This is a genomic window from Streptomyces sp. NPDC002232 (assembly GCF_042890295.1).
GTDB lineage: Bacteria > Actinomycetota > Actinomycetes > Streptomycetales > Streptomycetaceae > Streptomyces.
Window position 1 is genome coordinate 298,578 of the sequence record NZ_JBIARV010000002.1, and the last position, 24,133, is coordinate 322,710.

Genomic DNA, 24,133 nt, shown 5'->3' on the forward strand with positions numbered 1-24,133 from the left:
CCCAGAGCGCCGGACGCCCGTATCACTGGCTGATACGCGCCACGGTGGCGTCTCCTCGCCACTCCTGACCGTTAGCGTTCAGCCCGTCACAGCACGGGAAGAACGACTGTACGAATCCACGAATCACGGAAAGCGGAATCGTGGGAGCGCATCGGGGAGAGCGAGGGGGCGGCAGTGACCGAGCCGCACGAGGACGGCATGCCGGACGGTCTCACGGGGTCCGAGCGGGCCGTGTGGCGGGCCTTCCGGATCGGCAGGACCTGTGATCTGACCGAGGGGATCGCGGAGCGGGACGACCCTTTCGGGGGGCGGGAGTGGGGGGAGGAGCGGAGCGTCCGGGCCGACGTGGTGGCGCTGCTGCTGCTCGACGGGCCGCCGGCGCGGTCGGGGCGGGTGGCCGCGCTGAAGCTGCGCGGGGTCAGGATCACGGGCGTGCTGAACCTGGCGGGCGGGACGATAGGGCCGTACGTGGAGCTGCACGGCTGCCGGTTCGACGGCGAGGTGGTGCTGCCGGAGGCCCGGTTCGGCACCCTGCGGATGGTCGAGTGCCTGCTGCCCCGTCTGGAGGCGGCCCGGCTGCACACGGAGGGGGACCTGCACCTGCCGCGCTGCCGGGTGCTGCGGGGCATCCGCCTGACGGACGCCCAGATCGGCACGGACCTGCTGATCAACCAGATCGAGGTGTGGCCGGACCGGCGGGGGCGGGCCATCACGGCGGACGGGCTCGTCGTCGCCCAGGACCTCCAGGCCGAGCTGGTCGAGGCCCACGGCGAGCTGAGCCTGCGCGGGGCGAAGGTGGGCGTCTCGCTCAGCCTGCGGGGCAGCGTGCTGCGCGGGGCGCAGGGCCGCCGCGCGCTGAACGCGCCGCAGCTGACGGTGGAGCGCTCGCTCTATCTGAACGCGGCCTGGGTGTACGAGGAGTCGGGCAGCTCGGGCTCGGCGGGCAGCTCCACGGCCACCCCGCCGTACGGGGTGACGCCCGCCCAGGGCGCCCGGCGCAAGCCGGTGGAGTGCCACGGCGGGGTGCGGCTCGACGACGGGCGGTTCGGTGACGCGGTGGACCTCCACCACGCGCGCTTCCTGCTGGACGGCGCCCGCCGGGAGGAGCTGTCGCTCCGCCGGATCGTGACCCCCGAGCTCCGGTTCAACGGGGAGCGGCCGGAGGAGGGGCGGGTCGTGCTGAACGGCGCGAAGGTCGTCACCCTCATCGACCTGTCGACCAGCTGGCCGGGGCCCGGCGGACTGGCCATGGGCGGCTTCGCCTACGAGAACCTCGTGCCGTACGGGCACTTCCCGCTGGCCCGGCGGCTGGAGTGGGTGGCGGCGGCCACCCCGGAGTACGCCCCCGAGCCGTACGAGCGCCTCGCGGCGGTCCTGCGCGGCAGCGGCGAGGACGCGGACGCCCGCGAGGTGCTCCTCGCCAAGCAGCGCCGCAGACGCGAGACTCTGCCGATCGCGGGGAAGCTGTGGGGGTACCTTCAGGACTGGACGGTGGCGTACGGCTACCGGCCGGGCCGGGCGGCGCTGTGGATGGCCGTGCTGTGGGCGGCGGGCACGGTCGCCTTCACCCACTACCGCCCGACGGCGCTGAAGCCGGACGAGGCGCCCGAGTGGAACGGCACGCTGTACGCCCTGGACCTGCTGCTCCCCGTGATCAACCTCGGCCAGGACGGCTACTGGCGGCTCGAAGGACTGTGGCAGTGGGTGGCGACGGCGCTGATCCTGCTCGGCTGGATCCTCGCGACGACGGTGGCGGCGGGCGCGACCCGGCTGCTGCGCAGGGGGTGAGGGTGGTGTCGTGGTGCGGTGAGGGTGCTGTCGGGACCCGGTGATGCGGCTGCAGCGGCGGGCCCGGCCGGGGGAGAATGCGCAGCACGATGTCCTTGCTCCGCGCCCTGGTCGGCACCCTCCGCTCGGCCCGGCACGCCCCGCGGCTCGCCGCGGGGCTCGTGCCGGACGACGACGTGCTGCTCGACGCCCCGGACGGGCGGCTGGCGCCCGCTCTGGTCGCCGCCGCCCTCGGCGACCAGGAGCCCGCCGCGAAGCTGCTCGCCACCACCCGGGACGCCGGCGAGTGGGAGGACCGCGACCGGTACGTCATCCGGCTCGCCGCCTTCGCCCAGCACCGGGGCGACTGGCTCACCCGGTGGCTCTCCGACGCCCCGGGCGATCCCGACGCCCTCCTCGTCACGGCGCAGCTCTCCGTCCGCCGGGCCTGGGAGTCCCCGGCCCGGGCCGAGCGGCTGCGCGAGCTCGCCCCGCTGGTCCAGGACCTCGCCGGGGAGGCCCCGCACGACCCGGTGCCGTGGCGGCTGGCCCTGGACCACGCGCGCGGGGCGCACGCGGGGCCCGCGGTCTTCGAGTCGCTGTGGGAGCAGGCCGTGCGCCGCTCCCCGCACCACTACGGCTGCCATGTGGCCGCCCTGAAGTACCTCTCGGCGCAGTGGTACGGCTCGCACCGCGCCGCCTTCGACTTCGCCGAGCAGGCCGCCGACGACGCGGCTCCGGACTCGCTCGTCCGGGCGCTGCCGGTGCGGGCGGCCCATGACGGGCTCCGCATGCCGCCGGGCCCGGAAGGGTCCGTGCCGGCCGGCCGGGTCGACCGTGCGGTGGTGCGCGCCCTGGCGCTGTCGGCGTCCTTCCCGCCGGGCGACCCGTGGCCGGCGGAGGTCCGGAACCTGCTCGCGCACGTGCTGGTCGAGCGGGAGCACTGGGCGGAGGCCTGGGAGGAGTTCGGACGGATCGGCCCGTACGCGACCTCCTTCCCCTGGAGTGCCGCGCGGGACTCCGCACCGGAGGATCCCCTGCTCCGCTTCCTGGCCGCGCGGGACCGGGTGCGGGGCGAACTGGCCCGCCGGACCCCGCTGAGGGGACCGGGTCCCGGAACGGCCGGACGGGGCGGGCCCGGCGGCCATTAGGCTTGGCGGCTGTGACCTCCGCTCGCCTGCCACTCTTCCCCCTCAACGCGGTGCTGTTCCCCGGCCTCGTGCTGCCGCTGAACGTCTTCGAGGAGCGTTATCGCGCCATGATGCGCGAACTGCTCACCGTCGACGACTCCGAGCCCCGGCGCTTCGCCGTCGTCGCCATCCGCGACGGCCGCGAGGTCGCGCCGACGGCTCCCGGCATGCCGGACCAGACGGCGCTGCCGGAGAAGGGCCCCGCGGCGGGCTTCGGCTCCGATCCCATCCAGTCCTTCCACCGGGTCGGCTGCGTCGCCGACGCGGCGTCGATCCGGGAGCGCGCCGACGGCAGCTTCGAGGTGATGGCGACCGGCACGACCCGGGTCAAGCTGCTCTCCGTCGACGCGAGCGGACCCTTCCTGACCGCCGAGGTCGAGGAGATCCCCGAGGAGCAGGGCGAGGAGGCGGGCCCCCTAGCCGAGGGGGTGCTGCGGGCCTTCCGGAGCTATCAGAAGCGCCTCGCGGGCGCCCGGGAGCGTTCGCTGACCACGAGTGAGCTGCCGGACGAGCCCTCCGTGGTGTCGTACCTGGTCGCGGCGGCCGCGGTGCTCGACACGCCGTCGAAGCAGCGGCTGCTCCAGGCGCCGGACACGGCGACCCGGCTGCGCGAGGAGCTGACGCTGCTGCGTGCGGAGACCGCGGTGCTGCGGCACCTGCCGTCGCTGCCGGTGGTGGACCTGACGCAGACCCCGACGTACCCGAACTGACCCGGCCCCGCCGGAGCGACCGAGCCGAGGAAGAGCGCGTGGCGAAGAAGCAGAAGAAGAACAGCGGCGGCACTCCGGCGACGGTGGCCCTGACGGCGGCCGGCACCGCGTTCACGGTGCACGCGTACGAGCACGACCCGGCCTCGGCCTCGTACGGCGAGGAGGCGGCGGAGGCCCTCGGCGTCTCCCCCGACCGGGTCTTCAAGACGCTGGTCGCGGACGTCGACGGCGAGCTGACGGTCGCCGTGGTCCCGGTGGCCGGCCAGCTGGACCTGAAGGCCCTGGCCACGGCGGTCGGCGGGAAGCGGGCCGCGATGGCCGACCCGGCGGCGGCGGAGCGCACGACGGGCTACGTCCGGGGCGGCATCTCCCCGCTGGGCCAGCGCAAGCGGCTCCGTACCGTCCTCGACTCCTCGGCCTCGGACCACGCGACCGTCTGCGTCTCGGCGGGCCGGCGCGGCCTGGAGGTGGAGCTCTCCCCCGCGGACCTGGCCGCCCTCACCTCGGCGGTGGTGGCCCCGATCGGCCGCGCCTGACGCGAGGCGCGGCCTCCCCCGGGTCCGTCAGTGCGAGCCCGGGCCCTGCGTGTACGGCTTGGGCCGGTCCCAGGCCTCGGGCTCCGGGTCGCGGGGGCCGAAGACGGCCGTGAGGGCCAGGTGGACGATCATCGCGGCGAGCGGCCAGGCCAGCATCGCGGCGGCCGCCAGGTTCAGTTCGAGGGGCGCCTCGAAGGTGACGTTCGGGCCGACCGCCTTCGCGTGGGCGACCACGTCGGAGGTGGGGCCGAAGCTCGTCCCGATCCACCAGGCGAGGAGCGAGCCCAGGCCGCCGCCGAGCGCGAGGCCGATGACGAGCGGGACGCCGCCCTTGCGGCGCAGCAGGAAGACGACGAGCGCGGCGACCGCGCCGAAGGCGAGCGCGAGGAGCACGAAGGTGCCGTCGGCGCCGATCGCCTGCTCCCCCTCCGAATTCCGCAGGTAGACGCCCTTGCCGTCCGAGATGAGCAGGACGCGCGGGGCCAGGTTCAGCCACAGCACCCCGAGCAGCGCGCCCCCGAGCGCGGAGGCGAGGGTCACCAGCAGGCCCTGCACGACCTCGGCCGCCGTGATCGGGTCTCCGGCCGGGCCGTCCAGCGGCGGAGGCGGCGGGGGCCAGTCGGGATCGTGCGGCGGCTGGTGAGGCGGAGTCAGAGGTGCGGTCACCCCGCCATCGTGCCAGGTGTCGCTGTGGCCCGCCTCAGCGGACGGCGGCCCGCCGGTAGGCCCAGGTGGCGAGGGACAGCGAGACGAGGCCGACCGCCCCGCACACGGCGAGGTCGACGGCGACGGCCGCCCAGTCGGGGTGCGGGTCGAAGGTGCGGGCCAGCGCCTCCACGCCGTACGTCGAGGGCAGCAGGTCCCGCGCCCAGCCGATCGGTCCGGGCAGCCGCTCGGCCGGCAGGACCCCGAGGAGCAGGGCCGCCGACATGCCGAGCTGGCCGAGGAGGGTCGCCAGCTCCTGGCGGGGCGCGAGGAGCCCGAGGGCCGCGCCGAGCCCGGCGAGGGCCGCGCCGGAGAGCGGGACGACGGCGGCCAGGATCCACAGATGGCCGAGGGGCAGCCCGAAGAGCACCGAACCGGCGACGGCGGTGACGACGGTCCCCGGGACGGTGAAGGAGGCGTACGCCCCGGCGGCGCCGAGGACGACGGCGGCGGGCGGCACGGGCAGGGTGGCGTAGTGGTCGAGGCCGCCGCCGGCCCGCAGCTGGCCGAAGTACTGGGCGAGCAGGTTGAGCGCGACGAAGGCGACGACGAGGACGGTGGAGCCGGCGACGACGGCGCGCGCCTCGGAGCCTCCGTCGACGACCCCGCGCATCAGGACCATGATCCCGATCGACTGGAAGGTGGCGACGAAGAGCAGCGGGATGCGGGCGACGCGGGCGCGGGAGAGCTGGGCGCGGTAGACGGCGGCCAGGGCCGGCAGGAGCCGGGCGCGCGGGGCCAGGGGCGCGGCGCCGTCGTCCGCGTCCCGGCCCGTGGCGGGGAGCGTGCCGGGCTGTAGGACCTCGGCGGGCAGGGTGCTCACTGCGTACAGCTCCTGGGGGTGGCGTGCGGTCGGTCCTGGGTGTCGCCGGTCATGCCTTCACCAGCCCCTCGGTCGCGCCGCCCAGGGCGAGGTACACGTCCTCCAGGCTCGGCGTGGCCAGGGTGAAGTCGTCGAGCGCGGCGAACGCGGGCCCGCCGGTGACGGTCGCGACGGCCGCGCGGGCCTCGTCGGGGGCGAGCCGGAGGTGCCAGCGGCGGCCGGTCTCCTGGGCGAGCGCGCGCAGGGCGGCGATCTCGGGCAGGTCGAGCGGCGGCGCGTCGCGCCAGACCAGCTCGACGCGGACCTCGCCGGCGACCCGCTCCTTGAGACCGGCGGGGGTGTCGCAGGCGATGACCCGGCCCCGGTCGAGGACGGCGACCCGGTCCAGGACGGTCTCGGCCTCGATGACGTTGTGGGTGACGAGGAGCACCGTGGTGCCGTGCTCGGCGCGGCGCCGGTCGACGGCGGCCCAGACGGCGCGCCGGGCGACCGGGTCCATGCCGGTGGTGGGTTCGTCCAGGACGAGGACGGGCCGGCTGCCGACGAGGGCGGCGGCGAAGCAGGCGAGCCGCCGCTGTCCGCCGGAGAGCTTCTTGAGGGGGCGCGCGGCGAGCTCGCCGAGGCCGAGCTCCGCCAGGACGGCGTCGCGCTCGGCGCGGGCGTCGCGGGCGGTGAGTCCGCGGAGCCGCCCGGTGGTCTCGGCGGCCAGGGAGACGGTCAGCTCGTCGAGGGCGGTGGACTCCTGGCCGAGGTAGGCGAGGAGGCGGGCCGCCCGCTCGGGGTGGCGCACGAGGTCGTGGCCGAGGAGTTCGACGGTGCCGGAGTCGGGGCGCATGAGTCCGGTGAGCTGGCGCACGAGGGTGGACTTGCCGGCGCCGTTGGGCCCGAGCAGGCCGAAGATCTCGCCGCCGCGCACGTCGAGGCTGATCCCGTCGGTGGCCCGCACCTCCGGGGTCGCGGGCGCGCCGCGTCTGCCGCGCGTGGCGGGGTACGTCTTGACCAGATCCCGCACCACGCACACCGTACTCACGGGGGAAGAGCCTACGGGGTCGCCGGGCCCGCTCCGGGCGCGGGGGCGTTCTCGGCGGCGGCGCGGACGTCGATCTCCCGCCAGAACCCGGCCCGGATGGCGTACCGGTCGTGCTCGTCGATCTGGTCGTCCTTGTGGGCGAGAAGTCCGAAACGGGCGGCGTACCGGAGGAGTTCGCCGTCGATGCGGTGCGGGATCCGCGGGTAGAGGGTGGAGAGCTTCTGGACGTGGCTCTGCTCGGGGAGCCGCTCCATCCACCGGCGGGCGAACACCTGTCCGACCTCGAACGGGTCGCCGCCGACGGTGGTGATGTCCTCCTCGCGGTCGGCCCAGCGCTGCTCGGCGCTGGTGAGCGAGGCGAGGGTGGGCAGGGTGGCGGTCTCCGCGGGCTCGCCCAGGGAGGGGGCGGGGCGCTCGACCCAGCCCCGGTCGGAGGACCAGCGGAGCGCGCTGGCGCCCTGCGGGACCGGGACGGGCGCGGGGCCGGGGGTCCCGGCGGCGGGGCCGCGCAGTCCCGCCAGGTCCTTGGGCGTGGGGACGCCCCTGCCGGGGGTGGCCGGGGCGGGCGCGCCGTCCGCGTCGACGCGCCCGTCGGCGTCGAGACGGCCGTCGGCGTCGACCTGCCCGTTGACGTGGCCGCCGTCGCGCAGGTGCCCGGGGGCGCCGTCGCCGTTGGCGCCGGTGGGGGCGGCCGAGCCGTTCCGGGCGGCCGCGGCCTCCGCGGCCCGCTCGGCGGAGGCGGCGAGGGCCGCCTCGGGCAGCGGCGCGGAGAGGATGGCCGCGATCTCCGGGCGCGGGGCGGGCGGCGGCGAGCACATGCCGGTGAGGTCCTTGGCGCGGACGGCGCGGGTGATCCAGGTCCGGTCGAGGACCCGCCGCTCGTCGGCCTCGGCCACGAGGTCCTCGGACTGGTTGTAGTCGCCGTCGGCCGCCTGGACGGCCCACAGGTGGACGGCGACGCCGTGCTCCTTGGCGGACATGAGGCCCGGCAGCAGATCGCCGTCGCCGGTCACGAGCACGATGTCGGAGCAGGCCCTGTTCCGGGCGAGCTCGGTGAGCTCGGTGTGCATGGCCGCGTCGACGCCCTTCTGCGCCCAGCGCCCGTCGCTCCGGGTCAGGGCGCCCAGCCGGACGGTGACCCGGGGCATCACGCGGAGCCTGCGGTGCTCGGGCTGGGGCACCCGGTCGGGGGCGCCGTCGAACCAGTAGATCCGCAGGAGGGGCAGGTCGGTCTCGGCCTCGGCGCGCTGGCGCAGCTGCTGGATCAGCCCGGCGTGGTCGACGGTGATCCGGGAGCGGGACGGTTCCCCGGCGAGGAGACTGGCGGCGGCGCCCAGCAGGTAGCCGGCGTCCACCAGGACGACGCAGCGGTCCACGTGTTCCACCCTCTTTCGGGAGCCTCGGGTTCGAAAGGGTGCTTCGGGTTCCTTCGAGTCTGCCCGACGGCCCGGTGCTTGACGTCCGGAACTGGATCATCGGCGTGGCGAGTATCACGCCCCACAGGCCACTACCCTCCGTAATGATCCAAAATGCGGCGTTTTCCCCGGTATGTGAGTCTGACAGCGGCCCTGGCCCCCAGGTCCCTTTGAGGAGGAAACCCCATGGCCAAGAACCGCAACCAGAACCGCAGTCAGAAGCAGCCGTCGCAGGCCGAGCGCGGCCAGCAGCAGGCTCAGCAGTCCGCGCTGGAATCGCAGGCCGAGCAGCGCGCGAGCCAGGTCACACCGGGTGACATGGCACGCAAGGGTCGCCAGAAGCGTTTCGGCCACAACTGACGCTGCTCGACGGCAAAGGGGCGCGCCCGTGACGACGGGCGCGCCCCTTGCGCGTGCGCGGAACCCCGCCCGCGCGCCCCCGTGCGCGTGACGGAGGCGCCGGTGCCGGTGCCGGTGTCAGCCCGCCAAGCGGGAGACGGAGGCACCGGTGCCGATCAGCCGGCCAGGCGGGAGGCGAAGGCGCCGGTGCCGGTGCCGGTCAGCCCGCCAGGCAGGACGGGCCGAGCAGCACCTTCAGGTCGCCGAAGAGCGCCGGGTCGGCGGTCACCCGGTGCCGGTCGAGCCGCAGGACGGTGGTGGTCCGGGGGCCCTGGAGCTTGATCCGCACCTCGGTGTTGCCCTTGTGGTGCTTGAGGATCTCGCCGAGCCTGCTGACCATCGGCGGGGTCACCTTCACCGTCGGGATGGTGAGGATCACCGGCGCGTTGGTCCCGGCGTTCGACAGGTCGGGGACCATCAGCTCCATCGCGACGAGACGGGGCACGTCCTCGCGCTTGTCGAGGCGTCCCTTCACGAAGACGACCGTGTCCTCGACCAGCTGGGTGGAGACGAGCTGGTAGGTGGCCGGGAAGAACATGCACTCGATGGAGCCGGCCAGGTCCTCGACGGTCGCGATCGCCCAGGCGTTGCCCTGCTTGGTCATCTTGCGCTGGAGGCCGGAGATGATGCCGCCGATGGTGACGACCGCGCCGTCGGAGTGCTCGCCGCCGGTGAGCTGGGAGATCGCCGCGTCCGTCTTGTCGGAGAGGACGTGCTCGATGCCGAAGAGCGGGTGGTCGGAGACGTAGAGGCCGAGCATCTCGCGCTCCTGGGCGAGCAGGTACGACTTCTCCCACTCGACGTCGGAGAAGACGACGTCGAGTCCGAAGCCGGGCTCGTCGGTCGCCGCGTCGCCCATGCCGCCGAAGAGGTCGAACTGCCCCTCGGCCTCCTTGCGCTTGACCGCGACCACGTTGTCGATCATGGGTTCGTGGTGGGCGACCAGGCCCTTGCGGGTGTGGCCCATCTCGTCGAAGGCGCCGGCCTTGATCAGCGACTCGACGGTCCGCTTGTTGCAGACGACGGCCTCGACCTTGTCGAGGAAGTCGGGGAAGGTCGAGTACTTCCCCTTGGCCTTGCGCGACTTGATGATCGACTCGACGACGTTGGTGCCGACGTTCCGGATGGCGGAGAGGCCGAAGAGGATCACGTCGTCGCCCTGGGCGGCGAAGTTCGACTGGGACTCGTTCACGTTGGGCGGGAGGACCTTGATGCCCATGCGGCGGCACTCGTTCAGGTAGACCGCGGACTTGTCCTTGTCGTCCTTGACCGAGGTGAGGAGTCCCGCCATGTACTCGGCGGGGTGGTTGGCCTTGAGGTAGGCGGTCCAGTAGGAGACCAGGCCGTACGCGGCGGAGTGCGCCTTGTTGAAGGCGTAGCCGGCGAAGGGGACCAGGACGTCCCAGAGCGCCTTGATCGCCGCGTCGCTGAAGCCCTTCTTCTTGGCTCCGGCCTCGAAGATCACGAAGTTCTTCGCCAGCTCCTCGGGCTTCTTCTTGCCCATGACGCGGCGGAGGATGTCGGCCTCGCCGAGCGAGTAGCCGGCGATGATCTGGGCGGCCTTCTGCACCTGCTCCTGGTACACGATGAGGCCGTAGGTGACCGCGAGCACCTCTTCGAGCGGCTTCTCCAGCTCGGGGTGGATCGGGGTGATCTCCTGCTGGCCGTTCTTGCGGAGGGCGTAGTTCGTGTGCGAGTTCATGCCCATCGGGCCCGGCCGGTAGAGGGCGGACACGGCGGAGATGTCTTCAAAGTTGTCGGGCTTCATCAGCCGGAGGAGCGAGCGCATGGGCCCGCCGTCGAACTGGAAGACGCCGAGGGTGTCACCGCGCTGGAGCAGTTCGAAGGTCTTCTGGTCGTCGAGCGGCAGCGCCAGGAGATCGATGTCGATCCCCTTGTTGGACTTCACCATCTTGACGGCGTCGTCCATGATCGTCAGGTTGCGCAGGCCGAGGAAGTCCATCTTCAGCAGGCCGAGCGACTCGCACTGCGGGTAGTCCCACTGCGTGATGGTGACGCCGTCGGTGTGCCGCACCCAGATCGGCGCGTGGTCGACGATCGGCTCGCTGGACATGATGACGCCGGCGGCGTGCACGCCCATCTGGCGGACCAGGCCCTCGACGCCCCGGGCGGTGTCGATGACCTTCTTGACGTCCGGCTCGTTCTCGTACATCGCGCGGATCTCGCCGGCCTCGCTGTAGCGCGGGTGCGAGGGGTCGGTGATGCCGTTGAGGTCGATGCCCTTGCCGAGGACGTCGGCGGGCATGGCCTTGGTGAGGCGGTCGCCCATGGCGTACGGGTAGCCGAGGACGCGCGCGGAGTCCTTGATGGCGTTCTTCGCCTTGATCTTTCCGTACGTGCCGATCATGGCGACCTTGTCGGCGCCGTACTTCTCGGTCACGTACCGGATCACCTCGACGCGCCGGCGCTCGTCGAAGTCGATGTCGACGTCGGGCATCGAGATGCGCTCGGGGTTGAGGAAGCGCTCGAAGATCAGACCGTGCGGGATCGGGTCGAGGTCGGTGATGCCCATGGCGTACGCGACGATCGAACCGGCCGCGGAGCCTCGGCCGGGGCCCACGGCGATGCCCTGCTTCTTCGCCCACATGATGAAGTCGGCGACGACGAGGAAGTAGCCGGGGAAGCCCATCGAGATGATGGTGTCCATCTCGTACTCGGCCTGCTTCATGCGGTCCTCGGGGATGCCCCCGGGGAAGCGGCGGTGCATGCCGCGCAGGGTCTCCTCGCGGAACCAGGTGACCTCGGTGTAGCCCTCGGGGATGTCGAACCGCGGCATGAGGTTCTTGGCCTCGAACATGCCCGTGGTGTCGATCTGCTCCGCGACGAGGAGGGTGTTGCGGCAGCCCTCCTGCCAGGCGTCCGAGGAGTCGACGGCGTACATCTCGTCCGTGGACTTCAGGTAGTAGCCGGTGCCGTCGAACTTGAAGCGGTCCGGGTCCGAGAGGTTCTTGCCGGTCTGGATGCAGAGCAGGGCGTCGTGCGCGACGGCCTCGTGCGCGTACGTGTAGTGCGAGTCGTTCGTCACCAGCGGCGGGATGCCGAGCTTCTTGCCGATCTCCAGGAGCCCGTCGCGGACCCGGTGCTCGATCTCGATGCCGTGGTCCATCAGCTCCAGGAAGTACCGGTCCTTGCCGAAGATGTCCTGGTACTCGGAGGCGGCCTTCAGGGCCTCGTCGAACTGGCCGAGGCGCAGCCGGGTCTGGAGCTCGCCGGAGGGGCAGCCGGTGGAGGCGATCAGGCCCTCGGACCACTGGGAGATGGTCTCCTTGTCCATCCGGGGCCACTTCTGGAGCCAGCCCTCGGCGTACGCGTCGGAGGAGAGCTTGAAGAGGTTGTGCAGCCCGGTGGCGTTCGCCGCCCAGATCGTCTTGTGGGTGTAGCCGCCGGAGCCGGAGACGTCGTCCCGCTTCTGGTGCGGCTGACCCCACTGGATCTTCCGCTTGTTGCGCCGGGACTCGGGGGCGACGTACGCCTCGATGCCGATGATCGGCGTGACCCCGGCCTTCTTCGCCGTGTGGAAGAAGTCGTAGGCCCCGTGCAGGTTGCCGTGGTCGGACATGGCGATGTGGGTCATGCCCATCTCGTTGCACGCGTCGAACATGTCCTTGAGCCGCGCGGCACCGTCCAGCAGCGAGTACTGGGTGTGGACGTGGAGGTGCGTGAAGGGCGGCTTGGTCACGGGGGAGGCCTCCGACTGAATTTCTGGGGGGACAGCGTGGAAGTCTACGTCGGCCGAGTGACAACGGGCGGGCACTCGGGGGTACGGTCGCGCGTTGGAGGACCGGGAACACCTGTCCCATTTGTCATGAGCAGCCCTGCACCAGGAGGCACACTCGATGTCGGTTCCGCAGCCCACCGCAGCCGAGCGCGGTGAGCACATCCTCGCCGTCTTCGACACCGCCTTCGGCGAGCTCCTCGCCGCCGACCCGGCGGCCTTCCGCGTCAAGTTCCGGAAGATGGCCGGCTCCGCCTTCGCCTTCTACCGGGGCACCGCGTGCCTCTTCTACTCGGACCTGGAGCGGGAGGTCCACGGCGGCCCCTACCTGGACGAGCGGACCGGCCGGGTCTGGATCCACGGTGATCTCCACGCCGAGAACTTCGGCACGTACATGGACGCCAACGGCCGGCTCGTGTTCAACGTCAACGACTTCGACGAGGCCTACGTCGGGCCCTTCACCTGGGACCTGAAGCGGCTCGCCGCCTCGCTCGCCCTGGTCGGCTACGCCAAGGCGCTCGGCGACGAGCAGATCACCCACCTGGTCCGGGTCTACGCCGCGGCCTACCGGGAGCGGATCCACGCGCTCGCCACCGGCGCCAAGGGCGACGAGGTCCCCGCCTTCACCCTGGAGACCGCCGACGGGGCGCTGCTCGGCGCCCTGCGCGAGGCCCGGGCGCTGACCCGCTTCGGGCTGCTGGACTCGATGACCGAGATCCGCGACTTCGAGCGGCGCTTCTCCGCGGGCGGCGGCGCGATCGAGCTGGACGCGGCCACCCGGTACAAGGTCCTCGCGGCCTTCGACGGCTATCTGGAGACCCTGCCGGAGTCCTCCCTCGCCCGCCCCGACTCGTACCGGGTGAAGGACGTCGTCGGCCGCCGCGGGATCGGCATCGGCTCGGCCGGTCTCCCCTCGTACAACATCCTCCTGGAGGGCAACAGCGACGCCCTGGAGAACGACGTCGTGATCTACGTGAAGCAGGCGCAGACCCCCGCGGTCTCGCGGCACGTCACGGACGCGGCGGTACGGGGCTACTTCCAGCACGAGGGTCACCGCACCGTGATCTCGCAGCGGGCGCTCCAGGCCCACGCGGACCCGTGGCTGGGCTGGACCGAGCTGGACGGGGCCGGCCAGCTGGTCGCCGAGGTGTCGCCGTACGCGGTGGACCTGGACTGGTCGGACATCGACGACCCGGACGAGATCGCGGCCACCGTCGCCGACCTGGGGCGGGCGACGGCCACGATGCACGCGGCGGCGGACGACGAGAGCGGGCACTCGCTGGTGCCCTTCTCGACGGAGCGGGCCATCGACGCGGCGATCGCCGCCGATGAGGAGGGCTTCGCCGCGCTCCTCGTCGACTTCGCCCACACGTACGGAGCGCGGGCGCGGGCGGACCACCAGATCTTCGTGGACCTCTTCCGCAACGGGCGGATCCCGGGACTGTAGGGGCCCGTGCGGCCCTCCACAGACTTCCTTTAAGGACGTCTTACGGGCCGGCATGGGACACTCCACGACGATGGACATCATGGCGGGTACGCAGCTGAGGGCGCTGCGGGCGGCGTTCTTCACGGCCTTGGTCGTGACGCTGTCCGTGGCGTCCCACGTGCTGCTCTCCCGCGTGCCGCTGCCTCTGGGGACGCTCGTCCCGGTGGCGGTCGGCGTCTTCGCCGTGGCGTACGCGCTGGCCGGCCGGGAGCGCGGCCTCGGCCCGATCGCCGGGCTCCTGGTCCCGCTGGAGCTGGCCGCCGACACCCTCTTCACCAGCGGTCAGGCGGTCTGTTACGGCCCCGCGGGCGGCCCGGTCGCCGGCTCGCTGCGCGCGGTGGGCGTGGAGGTGTTCTGCGGCGGCGCCGTGGGCACCCCGCTGCCCGGCGTGGTGACCCCGCAGGGCGGGGGCGACGCCGCCGCACTGCTCGACTCCCCCGACCCGGCGCTGCCGTGGCTGCTGCTCCTGGCCCATGTGGGCGTGGGGCTCTCGGCGGCGTGCTGGCTGCGCGGCGGGGAGCGGGCGCTGGCCCGGCTGCTGCGCGCGGTGGAGGCCTTCGCGTTCCGGCCGCTGCTCCTGGTGGCGGCCTTCTTCCGGGGCGCGGGTCCGGCGCCGCTGCGGGCCGGACGGTCCGCGGCGCGGCCGCGGTCCTCCCGCACCCGGCTCCTGGTGCACTCCGTCGGGCGGCGGGGGCCGCCGCGTCCGGTGCTCGCTCTCGTCTGAGCGGGCCCCACGCGCCCCCTGCCTTCCCCACCTTTCACGGAGATCACCATCATGAGTGCACGCAACAGCCACGCCAACAAGGCCGCGGCCCGCGAGCGCCTGCGCGAGGAGCGCGAGCGCCAGGCGAAGAAGGACCGGGCCCGCCGGCAGCTGGTCGTCGGCGTCTCGGCCGTGGCCGTCCTGGCCGCCGCGGGCGGCATCGGCTACGCGGTCGTCCAGTCGAACAAGCCCTCCCACTGGGAGGCGGCGGCGGACGCGAAGAGCGTGACGGCCCCGAAGAACACCGCGGGGACCGACGGCACCACCGTCGTCATCGGCAAGGACTCCGCGAAGAAGACGCTGGAGGTCTACGAGGACTCGCGCTGCCCCGTCTGCGCGACCTTCGAGCAGACCGTGGGCTCGACGGTCGAGAAGGACGTCGAGGCCGGCAAGTACAAGATCAAGTACGTCGGCGCGACCTTCATCGACAACGGCATCCCGGGCGAGGGCTCGAAGAACGCCCTGTCCGCGCTCGGCGCCGCGCTGAACGTGAGCCCGGAGGCCTTCCTGAAGTACAAGGCCGCCCTCTACTCCACCCAGTTCCACCCGGACGAGAAGCAGGACAAGTTCGCCAAGGACGCCTACCTCGTCGAGGTGGCGGACACGGTCCCGGCCCTCAAGGGCAACGCCGAGTTCAAGAAGAACGTCGAGGACGGCACCTTCGACGCGTGGGCGATGAAGATGTCGAAGGCCTTCGACGCGAGCGGGGTGCAGGGCACGCCGACGCTGAAGATGGACGGCAAGCCGGTCACGGTCGCGGGCACGCAGAACCCGCCGATGACGGTGGCCGAGTTCGACACGGCGATCACCGCGGCCCTCAAGGGCTGACGCCCCTCCCCCTCCGCTCGGCCCCGGACCGGACCGGTCCGGGGCCGAGGTGCGTCCGGGTCCTGGGCCGTACCACCCGGGCCCATGTGCGTCCGGGGCCGGGGCCGTACCCACCCGGGCCCATGTGCGTCCGGGGCCGGGGCCGTTCCACCCGGGCCGAGGCGCGTCCGTCCCCGGGGAAGTCCGGCCCGGGCGTCCTCGGGGCGACGAGTCGGCGAACTTCCGGAATTCGCCTGCCCCTCCGACGTACTCGTCAGTAATCTGACTGCCCGTGACCAGTCGTTTCATATCCCCCGCCCCCACCCGGCGCTCGGTCGTCAAGGCCGCCGCCGCCACCGCCGCCGTCGCGCCCGTCCTCCTCGGCGCGGCCTCCCCGGCGCTCGCGGACACCGGGGCGCCCGCCTTCCTCCACGGCGTCGCCTCCGGCGATCCGCTGCCCGACGGCGTCCTGCTCTGGACGCGCGTCACCCCCACCCCCGAGGCCGTGCCCGGATCCGGGCTCGGCCCCGACGTCCAGGTCGGCTGGGAGCTCGCCGAGGACCGCTCCTTCGCCCGGGTCGTCGCCTCCGGCACCACCACGGCGAGCGCCGCCTCCGACCACACCGTGAAGGCCGACGTCCGGGGCCTGCGCCCGGCCACCGCCTACTGGTTCCGCTTCACCTCGGGCACGGCCGCCTCCCCGGCAGCCCGCACCCGCACCGCGCCGGCCGCCGACGCCGCCGCCCCGGGGGTCCGCTTCGGCGTGGTGTCCTGCGCGAACTGGGAGTCCGGGTACTTCTCCGCGTACCGCCACCTCGCGGCCCGCGGCGACCTGGACGCCGTCCTGCACCTCGGCGACTACGTGTACGAGTACGCCACCGGCGCCTACCCCGAGGCGAAGTACGTCGTCCGGCAGCACGAGCCGCGCCACGAGATCGTCTCGCTCGCCGACTACCGGACCCGGCACGGGAAGTACAAGACGGACGCCGACCTCCAGGCGCTGCACGCGGCGCACCCGGTGATCGCGATCTGGGACGACCACGAGTTCGCCAACGACGCCTGGTCCGGCGGGGCCGAGAACCACACGCCCGGCGCCGAGGGCGAGTGGGCGGCCCGGGTCGCCGCCGCCAAGCAGGCGTACTTCGAGTGGATGCCGGTGCGCGCCTCCACGGAGGGCACGGTCTTCCGGCGCCTGCGCTTCGGCCGGCTGGCCGATCTCCATCTGCTGGACCTGCGGTCCTTCCGCTCCGCGCCCGCGAAGACGGGCAGCGGCACGGTCGACGACCCGGAGCGCAGCATCACCGGCCGCGCGCAGCTGGACTGGCTGAAGGCGGGGCTCGCCGGTTCGGACGCGGCCTGGCAGCTGGTCGGCACCTCGGTGATGATCTCGCCGGTCGCCTTCGGCGCCCTGCCGGCCCACCTCCTGGAGCCGCTCGCCGGGCTGCTCGGCCTGCCGAAGGAGGGGATCGCGGTCAACGTCGACCAGTGGGACGGCTACACGGACGACCGCAAGGAGCTGCTCGGGCACCTGACCGCCCGGTCGATCCGCAACACGGTCTTCCTGACCGGCGACATCCACATGGCCTGGGCCAACGACGTGCCGGTGAAGGCCGCGACGTACCCGCTCTCGGCCTCGGCGGCGACCGAGTTCGTGGTCACCTCGGTGACCTCGGACAACCTGGACGACCTGCTCCACGTGGCCCCGGGCACGCTCTCGGTGGTGGCCGCGGGCGCCGTGAAGGCGGCCAACCGCCATGTGAAGTGGGTGGACATGGACCACCACGGCTACGGCGTGCTCGACGTGACCGCCGCGCGCTCGCAGATGGACTACTACACGGTCTCCGACAAGGCGGACCCGGCCGCGACGACGGCCTGGGCGCGCTCCTACCGGACGCTGAGCGGAACGCAGCGTGTCGAGCGGGTGTACCAGCCGGTGCTGTGACCGCCGCTCTGTAGGTGATTTTTCGGCCATGATCACCCGTGTTAACGGGAGATCACATCGCTACGGCGGGTGGTGAGTTCCGGCGATCGAATCCGGACACACCACCCGCCTCCGCCACGTGGCTTGTTACGCACGTGTCTCAAACCCGGCGAGCGGCGCAAGTTTTTCTTCCCGATGCCCCGAATTGCCGCACGAATGATTGGGCCTGATCAATCCTCAACGACCTCTGACAGGGACGCGTAATCTCCGGGCCGTGGCGAGGAAGTCCCTCTCCACGCACCCCCCACAAGGAGTCACCGTGCGTGCTCTTGTCCGTATATCGCCGCGTATGACACGTCGTCTGATGGGCACCGCCGTCCTGGCCGGAACCCTGGCCATCGCTCCCCTCTCCGCCCCCGTGGCCGCCCCCACCGGATCCACCCTGGCCTCCGCCGAGGAGTGCGCGGACGGTACGGCGGCGCTCTCCGGCGCCCGCAAGGCGCGCGGCGCCGCGGACCACGCCGCCGAGCCCAACGAGGTCTCGGCCGCCAAGGCCAAGGCCATGGACGACGACCTCAGAAAGAAGGTCTCCGCGGCCCGCGCGTCCGGCCGGGTCGGCGCCGCCAAGGCCGCCGCCGGCGCCACCGTCCCCGTCTACTTCCACGTGATCCACAGCGGCGCGACAGGCAAGCTCAGCGCCACCGCGATCAACAACCAGATGGCGGTCCTGAACGCGGCCTACGGCGGCCAGGGCACCGGCAACGTGAACACCAACTTCACGTTCACCCTCGCCGGGACCGACTACACGGACAACGCCACCTGGTACAACGTCTCCGACGGCACCCAGGCCGAGAAGGACATGAAGAACGCCCTGCGCAAGGGCGGCAAGAACGCGCTGAACGTCTACACCGCCAACCTCGGCGGCGGCCTCCTCGGCTGGGCGACCTTCCCGTCCTCGTACACCTCCGCCCCGAAGATGGACGGCGTCGTCATCCTCGACGCCTCGCTCCCGGGCGGCTCGGCGGCCAACTACAACCAGGGCGACACCGCCACCCACGAGGTCGGCCACTGGATGGGGCTCTACCACACCTTCCAGGGCGGCTGCTCGGGCAACGGCGACTACGTCTCCGACACCCCGGCCGAGAAGAGCGCCGCGTTCGAGTGCCCCACCGGCCGTGACTCCTGCACCAACAAGACCGGTGTGGACCCGATCCACAACTTCATGGACTACACGTACGACTCCTGCATGTACCAGTTCACCGCGGGCCAGGTGACCCGCATGAACGACTCCTGGACGGCGTACCGCGCCTGACGCGGCACCCGCGACGGAAGAGGGCGTGGCCCCGGGGAGGCTCCCCGGGGCCACGCCCCTTCTCCGTACGTCCTACAGGCTGCCCAGGAAGGACAGGGCCACCGCCCAGGTCCGCTCCGCCGCCTCCTCGTCCCAGTCGGGCAGCTCCGGGTCCGTGTACACGTGCCCCGCGCCCCGGTAGCGGTAGACCTCCACGTCCGCACCGGCCTTCCGCATCTGGAGGTACCAGGAGGACAGCCAGTCGTCCGTCTCGAACGGGTCGGGCTCGGCCACGTGCAGCTGGACCGGCAGCTCGTCGACCGAGGCGGACTCCGCGAGGTCCGAGGTGCCGTGCAGGAGCAGCAGCCCGCGCGCCTTCTCGTCGCCGAGCGCCAGGGTCTGCGCGATCGAGGCGCCGAGCGAGAGGCCCATGTAGACCAGTCCCCGCTCGGAGTACGGCGCGGCGGCGAGGACCGCCCGCTTCAGCAGCTCGTCCTTGCCGATCTCGTCCCGCAGCACCACGCCCTCCTCGACGGTCCCGACCGTCCGGCCCTCGTAGAGGTCCGGCGTCCAGACCTGGTGGCCGGCGGCCCGCAGCCGCTCGGCGGCCGCCTCGACGGAAGGGGTCAGCCCGTAGGCCGAGTGGAAGAGCATGATGTCCATGCGTCCCATCCTGCCACCCGCCACCGGGACCCCGGCCGTCAGCGCAGGCTGCGCACGTCCAGCTGGCGCAGCACCCGGTCCACCACCTCGGGGTCGGCGCCCGGTTCGCTGCGCGCCGCGAGGACCTCGTGCCGGGCGGCCGACATCAGCTCCCGCTGGATCCGCTGCACCGCCTTGAACCGCTGGGTCCGCTCCAGGAAGGCGGCCCGCCGCTCGTCGTCCACCATGTCGGGGCTGATCCGCGCCCCGATGTCGTACGCCCCGCGCAGCAGCCGCTCCTGGACCTCCTCGGGCAGCTCCTCCACCTCCTCGATCTCCTTCAGCCGGCGCTTGGCCGCCTTCGCGGCCCGGATCGCGAGCTCCCGCTCCAGGGCGCGCTCGGCGTCCGCGTCGGCCCGCACCCCGAGGCGCTTGACCAGCCAGGGCAGGGTGAGGCCCTGGACGACCAGGGTGGCGATGATCACGCAGAAGGCGATGAAGACGATCTCGTCGCGGCCGGGGAAGGGCGCGCCGTCGTCGGTGCGCAGCGGGATGGCGAGCGCCAGCGCGACCGAGGCCACCCCGCGCATCCCCGCCCACCACATGACGACCGTCTCCCGCCAGCTCATCGGGATCTCCTCGTCGACGTCCCGGAGCGTGTGCAGCCTCTTCGCCAGCCAGGTGGCGGGGAGCAGCCAGAGGAGCCGCACGCCGACGACGACGCCGACCACGGCGGCGCCCCAGCCGAGCATCCGCCAGCCGCGGCCCTCGGCCACGCCGAAGACGTGGATGAGCTCCAGGCCGATGAGGCCGAAGGCGATGCCGGTGACGAGGGTGTCGACGATCTGCCAGAAGGTCTGTCCGGCGAGCCGGCCCATGACGTCGTCGGCGTCGGCCGCGTGCTCGGCCAGGAACAGGGCGGTGACCAGGACGGCGAGGACGCCGGAGCCGTGCAGCTCCTCGGCGAGCACGTAGCTCACGAAGGGGACGAGGAGGGTGAGGCCGGTCTGCAGGGTGACGTCGCCGAGGAGGCCGATGAGCTTGTGGCAGAGCCAGCCGAGCGCCAGGCCGACGACCACGGCGACCACCGCGGACAGCACGAACTCGCCGAGCGCCTGGGGCCAGGAGAAGGAGCCGCTGACGACGGCCGCGATCGCGACGTGGTAGAGCACGATCGCGGTGACGTCGTTGAAGAGCCCCTCGCCCTCCAGGATCGACACGAGCCGGCGGGGCAGGCCGAGCGAGCCGGCCACGGCGGTCGCGGCGACCGGGTCCGGCGGCGCGACGAGGGCGCCGAGCGCCAGCGCGGCGGCGAGCGGGAGCCCCGGTACGAGGGAGTGCGCGACCGCGCCGACGGCGGCGGTGGTGACGAAGACCAGGGCCACCGCGAGCAGGAAGATGGGCCGCCGGTTGGCCGCGAACTGCCGCCACGAGGTGCGCTGCACGGAGGCGTACAGCAGCGGCGGCAGCACCAGCGGGAGGATGAACTCCGGCGGGATGTCGACGTTCGGCACGAAGGGCAGGAAGGCCAGCGCGATCCCGATGAGCGTCATCAGGACGGGCGCGGGCAGTCCCAGCCGGTCGCCGAGCGGCACGGTGAGCAGGGCGCCGAGGAGGAGCAGGAAGAGCAGGGCCAATTGATCCACGGCCCCACCCTGTCACGTGCGTCCGTTTTGGAAGCAATCGCCCCCACTGGGGGCTTTAGAGCGTGCGCCGCATGGCCCGGTGCGGCATCCCCGCGTCCGGGAACTCGGGGCCGTACGCCACGTACCCGAGGCGCTCGTAGAAGCCCAGCGCGTGGGTCTGCGCGTGCAGGTCGACGGCGCTCAGGCCGCGCGCCCGCGCCGCGTCCTCGATGCCCCGGACCAGCGCCGCGCCGATCCCGAGACCGCGGGCCGCCTTCGCGACCGCGAGCCGGCCGAGCGAGCCCACGGAGGCGTCGGCGCCGGTCCGGCCGGTCGCGTCCGCGCCGTGCAGCAGGCGTCCGGTGCCCAGCGGCTCCCCGTCCGCGCGGACCGCGAGCACGTGCACCGCGGTCGCGTCGTACGGGTCGTACTCCAGCTCCTGCGGGACGCCCTGCTCCTCGACGAAGACCTCCCGGCGCACCGCGAAGCACGCCTCCCGGTCCCCCTCCGCGACGGCCTCGCGGACGCTGTACGTGCCGGTCACTGGCTCTCCGAGGCGATCCGGTCGAGGGCCTTCCGCAGGTCCTCGGGGTAGGTGCTGGCGAATTCGACCCAGGACCCGTCGCCCGGGTGCTCGAAGCCGAGGCGGACGGCGTGCAGCCACTGCCGGGTCAGGCCGAGGCGCTTGGCGAGCGTCGGGTCGGCGCCGTAGGTGAGGTCGCCGACGCAGGGGTGGCGGTGGGCGGACATGTGCACCCGGATCTGGTGCGTGCGGCCCGTCTCCAGCTTGATGTCGAGCAGGGAGGCCGAGCGGTACGCCTCGATCAGGTCGTAGTGCGTGACGGAGGGCTTGCCCTCGGCGGTGACGGCCCACTTGTAGTCGTGGTTCGGGTGCCGGCCGATCGGCGCGTCGATGGTGCCGCTCATCGGGTCCGGGTGGCCCTGGACCAGCGCGTGGTAGCGCTTGTCGACCGTGCGCTCCTTGAACTGGCGCTTGAGCGAGGTGTACGCGTACTCGGACTTGGCGACGACCATCAGGCCGGAGGTGCCGACGTCGAGGCGGTGCACGATGCCCTGGCGCTCGGCGGCGCCGGAGGTGGAGATGCGGTACCCGGCGGCGGCGAGGCCGCCGATGACCGTGGTGCCGGTCCAGCCGGGACTGGGGTGCGCGGCGACGCCGACCGGCTTCATGATCACGACGATGTCGTCGTCGTCGTGGACGATCTCCATGCCCTCGACGGGCTCGGCGACGATCTGGACGGGCGCGGGTGCCCCGGGCATCTCGACCTCGAGCCACGCGCCGCCGCTGACCCGCTCGGACTTGCCGACGACGGAGCCGTCGACCTGGACCTTCCCGGCGGCGGCCAGCTCGGCCGCCTTCGTACGGGAGAACCCGAACATACGGGCGATGGCGGCGTCGACGCGCTCGCCCTCCAGGCCATCGGGAACGGGCAGGGTGCGGATCTCGGGACTCGTGCTCACCCGTCGAGTATGCCTTGTGCCGGGAGTGCTCGGTCCTGGGTGCTCAGTCCTTGTGGACGGTGCCGTCGGGGTCGAGGCCGCGGAAGGACAGCAGGACGATCAGGATGCCGCCGCAGACGATCGCCGAGTCGGCGAGGTTGAAGACGGCGAAGTGCGCGGGGGCGATGAAGTCCACGACCGCGCCCTCGAAGACGCCCGGGGACCGGAAGATCCGGTCCGTGAGGTTGCCCAGCGCGCCGCCGAGCAGCAGACCGAGCGCGATGGCCCAGGGCAGGCTGTAGAGCTTCCGGGCCAGCCGGATGATCACGACGATCACGGCGGCCGCGATGCAGGTGAAGATGATGGTGAAGGCCTCGCCCATGCCGAAGGCGGCGCCCGGGTTCCGGATGGCGTCGAGCCGCAGCAGGTCCCCGACGAGGTCGATCGGCTCGTGTCCCTCCAGCTTGGCGACCACGAGCATCTTGCTGCCCAGGTCGAGCAGGTAGGCGAGCACGGCCACGACGAAGAGGGCGACGATCCGGCGCCTGCCCCTGGGCCGCTCCTCGGGAGCGGCCGCGTCGTCGGAGGTGGCCGTGCCGTCGGGAGCGGCCGTGCCGTCGGGGGTGGTCGTGCCGTCGTCGGGGGCGGCCGTCTCGTCGGCCCCTGCTGAATCCGGCGTACCGATGATGCGCTCCGCCTCTGCCACGTGAGTGAGTCCCTCGACCTCGATGCCTGACCGTGCACCGAGGGTACGGCACAGGCGTGCGGGACCGGCAGCCGAGACCGTCAGCCGCGCCGCTCCTGCCGCTGTTTGTCCTCGACGCAGAGCGTGGCCCGCGGGAAGGCCTGCATCCTCGCCTTGCCGATGGGCTTGCCGCACACCTCGCAGAGGCCGTACGTGCCCGCGTCGAGCCGCTCCAGGGCGTGCTCGCTCTGCTCCAGCATCTCCTGCGCGTTCGCCGCGAGGGCCAGCTCGTGCTCGCGCGTGATGTTCTTCGAGCCGGTGTCCGCCTGGTCGTCCCCGGCGCCGTCGCCGGAGTCCCGCATCAGACCGGTCAGCTCCTCCTGGGAGTGGACCAGCTCGCTGCGCAGCCGCAGCACCTCCGCCTGGAGCCCGCTGCGGGCCTCGGCGACCTCCTCCGGCGTCCACGGGTCCTCGCCGGGACGCACCGCCAGCTCACCGGCGCGCGCGGGAGGAACCGCCGCCCCGTCCCCGACGGTCGTGACACCACCCGCGGTCTTCTTCGCTGCCACCGTCCTGGCTCCTGTCTGCTTCTTCGCGGCGGGCGCCTTCCTGGCGGCCGCCTTCTTCGCGACGGCCTTCTTGGCCGGCGTCCTCGGGGCGGAGGCCGCGCCGGCCTCCGCCGCGTCCCCGGCGTCCGCCGCGCGGGCGGCGCCCTCCCCGGCGGGCGCCTCCTTCACGGCAGCCGCCTTCTTCGCGGCCGTCTTCCTCGCGGCCGTCCGCTTCGCCGCCGGCCTCTTCCCGGCGGTCTTCTGCGCGGCGGTCTCCCCGGCGGCCGCGACCGGCTTCCCGTCGACCGCCGACTTCTTGCCGGACACGTCCTTGGCGCCCTCGGCGGGACCGGCGGAACCGGCGACCGAGGGCTTCTTCGCGGCGGTCTTCTTCGCCACCATGTCGCGGCCCCTTCACATTTTGTGATCTTGCTCGCGAATCGTGCTGGGACGATAAATCGGCCCAGGGCCCGCGGCAACGGGGCACGCCGCCGTTCCCACCCGTCCCCGCTCCCCTCGGGGCGGGCCTGCCTGCGTTGTGCCCCGCTCCCCGCCCGGTTATCCGCCCCGTACCTCCCCCACATGGCCGCACC

21 protein-coding genes are annotated in these 24,133 nt (G+C 72.8%); 10 read left to right on the forward strand and 11 right to left on the reverse strand.

The genetic code is table 11. The features are described from left to right. Positions 1 to 174 precede the first annotated feature (174 nt). The 4 genes from ACFYXU_RS08120 to ybaK all read left to right on the forward strand — a co-directional run bounded on the left by ACFYXU_RS08120 (position 175) and on the right by ybaK (position 4,203). Positions 175 to 1,788 (forward strand): oxidoreductase, encoded by a 1,614-nt coding sequence (locus ACFYXU_RS08120; RefSeq protein WP_376510036.1) that lies wholly within the window; start codon positions 175 to 177, stop codon positions 1,786 to 1,788. Between the two features lie 77 nt (positions 1,789 to 1,865). Further along, complete coding sequence (locus tag ACFYXU_RS08125) at positions 1,866 to 2,918, forward strand: hypothetical protein (RefSeq protein ID WP_361394166.1); 1,053 nt, start codon at positions 1,866 to 1,868, stop codon at positions 2,916 to 2,918. An 11-nt stretch (positions 2,919 to 2,929) separates the two neighbouring features. Then, positions 2,930 to 3,667: an LON peptidase substrate-binding domain-containing protein gene (locus tag ACFYXU_RS08130; RefSeq protein ID WP_376510038.1), complete on the forward strand. Its 738-nt coding sequence runs from the start codon at positions 2,930 to 2,932 to the stop codon at positions 3,665 to 3,667. Positions 3,668 to 3,705: 38 nt separating this feature from the next. Beyond that, positions 3,706 to 4,203 carry a Cys-tRNA(Pro) deacylase gene (gene ybaK, locus ACFYXU_RS08135; RefSeq protein ID WP_329856681.1) on the forward strand — a complete coding sequence of 166 codons (498 nt, stop codon included), beginning with the start codon at positions 3,706 to 3,708 and terminating at the stop codon, positions 4,201 to 4,203. A gap of 27 nt (positions 4,204 to 4,230) precedes the next feature. Here the strand turns inward: ybaK and ACFYXU_RS08140 are convergent, their stop codons facing one another. The 4 genes from ACFYXU_RS08140 to ACFYXU_RS08155 are packed head-to-tail and all read right to left on the reverse strand — an operon-like array spanning position 4,231 to position 8,146. Then, the gene (locus ACFYXU_RS08140; protein ID WP_384568275.1) at positions 4,231 to 4,869 is read right to left on the reverse strand and encodes a DUF2567 domain-containing protein; all 639 of its coding nucleotides are present in this window, start codon (positions 4,867 to 4,869) and stop codon (positions 4,231 to 4,233) included. Between the two features lie 34 nt (positions 4,870 to 4,903). Then, positions 4,904 to 5,731: an ABC transporter permease gene (locus tag ACFYXU_RS08145; RefSeq protein WP_376510042.1), complete on the reverse strand. Its 828-nt coding sequence runs from the start codon at positions 5,729 to 5,731 to the stop codon at positions 4,904 to 4,906. Between the two features lie 49 nt (positions 5,732 to 5,780). Further along, positions 5,781 to 6,752 carry an ABC transporter ATP-binding protein gene (locus tag ACFYXU_RS08150; protein ID WP_361394323.1) on the reverse strand — a complete coding sequence of 324 codons (972 nt, stop codon included), beginning with the start codon at positions 6,750 to 6,752 and terminating at the stop codon, positions 5,781 to 5,783. A gap of 20 nt (positions 6,753 to 6,772) precedes the next feature. Further along, positions 6,773 to 8,146 (reverse strand): NYN domain-containing protein, encoded by a 1,374-nt coding sequence (locus ACFYXU_RS08155; protein WP_389456923.1) that lies wholly within the window; start codon positions 8,144 to 8,146, stop codon positions 6,773 to 6,775. A 216-nt stretch (positions 8,147 to 8,362) separates the two neighbouring features. On the opposite strand from ACFYXU_RS08155, the gene ACFYXU_RS08160 reads away from it, so the two are divergent. Continuing rightward, positions 8,363 to 8,536, forward strand: coding sequence for a hypothetical protein (locus tag ACFYXU_RS08160; RefSeq protein WP_329856685.1), 174 nt, complete (start codon positions 8,363 to 8,365; stop codon positions 8,534 to 8,536). Positions 8,537 to 8,735: 199 nt separating this feature from the next. Here ACFYXU_RS08160 and dnaE read toward each other — a convergent pair whose 3' ends face one another. Continuing rightward, entirely contained in the window at positions 8,736 to 12,275 is a 3,540-nt protein-coding gene (gene dnaE / locus ACFYXU_RS08165; protein ID WP_361394157.1) for a DNA polymerase III subunit alpha, read from the reverse strand. A 157-nt stretch (positions 12,276 to 12,432) separates the two neighbouring features. On the opposite strand from dnaE, the gene ACFYXU_RS08170 reads away from it, so the two are divergent. The 5 genes from ACFYXU_RS08170 to ACFYXU_RS08190 all read left to right on the forward strand — a co-directional run bounded on the left by ACFYXU_RS08170 (position 12,433) and on the right by ACFYXU_RS08190 (position 18,600). Further along, entirely contained in the window at positions 12,433 to 13,758 is a 1,326-nt protein-coding gene (locus ACFYXU_RS08170; protein WP_389456926.1) for a DUF2252 domain-containing protein, read from the forward strand. Positions 13,759 to 13,828: 70 nt separating this feature from the next. Then, entirely contained in the window at positions 13,829 to 14,521 is a 693-nt protein-coding gene (locus ACFYXU_RS08175; protein WP_389456928.1) for a hypothetical protein, read from the forward strand. Positions 14,522 to 14,572: 51 nt separating this feature from the next. Beyond that, on the forward strand, positions 14,573 to 15,388 hold the full coding sequence (locus ACFYXU_RS08180; RefSeq protein WP_389408270.1) for a DsbA family protein: 816 nt from the start codon (positions 14,573 to 14,575) through the stop codon (positions 15,386 to 15,388). Between the two features lie 271 nt (positions 15,389 to 15,659). Further along, on the forward strand, positions 15,660 to 17,309 hold the full coding sequence (locus tag ACFYXU_RS08185) for an alkaline phosphatase D family protein (protein WP_389408269.1): 1,650 nt from the start codon (positions 15,660 to 15,662) through the stop codon (positions 17,307 to 17,309). A gap of 328 nt (positions 17,310 to 17,637) precedes the next feature. Further along, positions 17,638 to 18,600 carry a zinc metalloprotease gene (locus ACFYXU_RS08190; RefSeq protein WP_376510054.1) on the forward strand — a complete coding sequence of 321 codons (963 nt, stop codon included), beginning with the start codon at positions 17,638 to 17,640 and terminating at the stop codon, positions 18,598 to 18,600. 72 nt (positions 18,601 to 18,672) lie between these two features. Here ACFYXU_RS08190 and ACFYXU_RS08195 read toward each other — a convergent pair whose 3' ends face one another. The 6 genes from ACFYXU_RS08195 to ACFYXU_RS08220 all read right to left on the reverse strand — a co-directional run bounded on the left by ACFYXU_RS08195 (position 18,673) and on the right by ACFYXU_RS08220 (position 23,942). After that, complete coding sequence (locus ACFYXU_RS08195; RefSeq protein ID WP_389456930.1) at positions 18,673 to 19,242, reverse strand: dienelactone hydrolase family protein; 570 nt, start codon at positions 19,240 to 19,242, stop codon at positions 18,673 to 18,675. Between the two features lie 38 nt (positions 19,243 to 19,280). Then, a complete protein-coding gene (locus ACFYXU_RS08200) occupies positions 19,281 to 20,867 on the reverse strand; it encodes a Na+/H+ antiporter (RefSeq protein ID WP_361394144.1) in 1,587 nt (528 codons plus the stop codon). A gap of 55 nt (positions 20,868 to 20,922) precedes the next feature. Beyond that, complete coding sequence (locus ACFYXU_RS08205; protein ID WP_376512038.1) at positions 20,923 to 21,390, reverse strand: GNAT family N-acetyltransferase; 468 nt, start codon at positions 21,388 to 21,390, stop codon at positions 20,923 to 20,925. Continuing rightward, positions 21,387 to 22,328: an RluA family pseudouridine synthase gene (locus ACFYXU_RS08210; RefSeq protein WP_361394140.1), complete on the reverse strand. Its 942-nt coding sequence runs from the start codon at positions 22,326 to 22,328 to the stop codon at positions 21,387 to 21,389. The genes ACFYXU_RS08205 and ACFYXU_RS08210 overlap by 4 nt, the downstream gene beginning before the upstream one ends. Before the next feature lie 43 nt (positions 22,329 to 22,371). Next, the gene (gene lspA, locus ACFYXU_RS08215) at positions 22,372 to 23,013 is read right to left on the reverse strand and encodes a signal peptidase II (RefSeq protein ID WP_389408267.1); all 642 of its coding nucleotides are present in this window, start codon (positions 23,011 to 23,013) and stop codon (positions 22,372 to 22,374) included. An 80-nt stretch (positions 23,014 to 23,093) separates the two neighbouring features. Then, positions 23,094 to 23,942 carry a TraR/DksA family transcriptional regulator gene (locus tag ACFYXU_RS08220; protein WP_389408266.1) on the reverse strand — a complete coding sequence of 283 codons (849 nt, stop codon included), beginning with the start codon at positions 23,940 to 23,942 and terminating at the stop codon, positions 23,094 to 23,096. Positions 23,943 to 24,133: the final 191 nt, after the last annotated feature.

Coding starts and splice junctions, on each gene's coding strand:
- ACFYXU_RS08125 (WP_361394166.1), top strand. CDS start 1,866: ATGCGCAGCACGATGTCCTTGCTCCGCGCCCTGGTCGGCACCCTCCGC.
- ACFYXU_RS08160 (WP_329856685.1), top strand. CDS start 8,363: ATGGCCAAGAACCGCAACCAGAACCGCAGTCAGAAGCAGCCGTCGCAG.
- ACFYXU_RS08170 (WP_389456926.1), top strand. CDS start 12,433: ATGTCGGTTCCGCAGCCCACCGCAGCCGAGCGCGGTGAGCACATCCTC.
- ACFYXU_RS08175 (WP_389456928.1), top strand. CDS start 13,829: ATGGACATCATGGCGGGTACGCAGCTGAGGGCGCTGCGGGCGGCGTTC.
- ACFYXU_RS08180 (WP_389408270.1), top strand. CDS start 14,573: ATGAGTGCACGCAACAGCCACGCCAACAAGGCCGCGGCCCGCGAGCGC.
- ACFYXU_RS08190 (WP_376510054.1), top strand. CDS start 17,638: ATGACACGTCGTCTGATGGGCACCGCCGTCCTGGCCGGAACCCTGGCC.
- ACFYXU_RS08195 (WP_389456930.1), bottom strand. CDS start 19,242: ATGGACATCATGCTCTTCCACTCGGCCTACGGGCTGACCCCTTCCGTC.
- ACFYXU_RS08220 (WP_389408266.1), bottom strand. CDS start 23,942: ATGGTGGCGAAGAAGACCGCCGCGAAGAAGCCCTCGGTCGCCGGTTCC.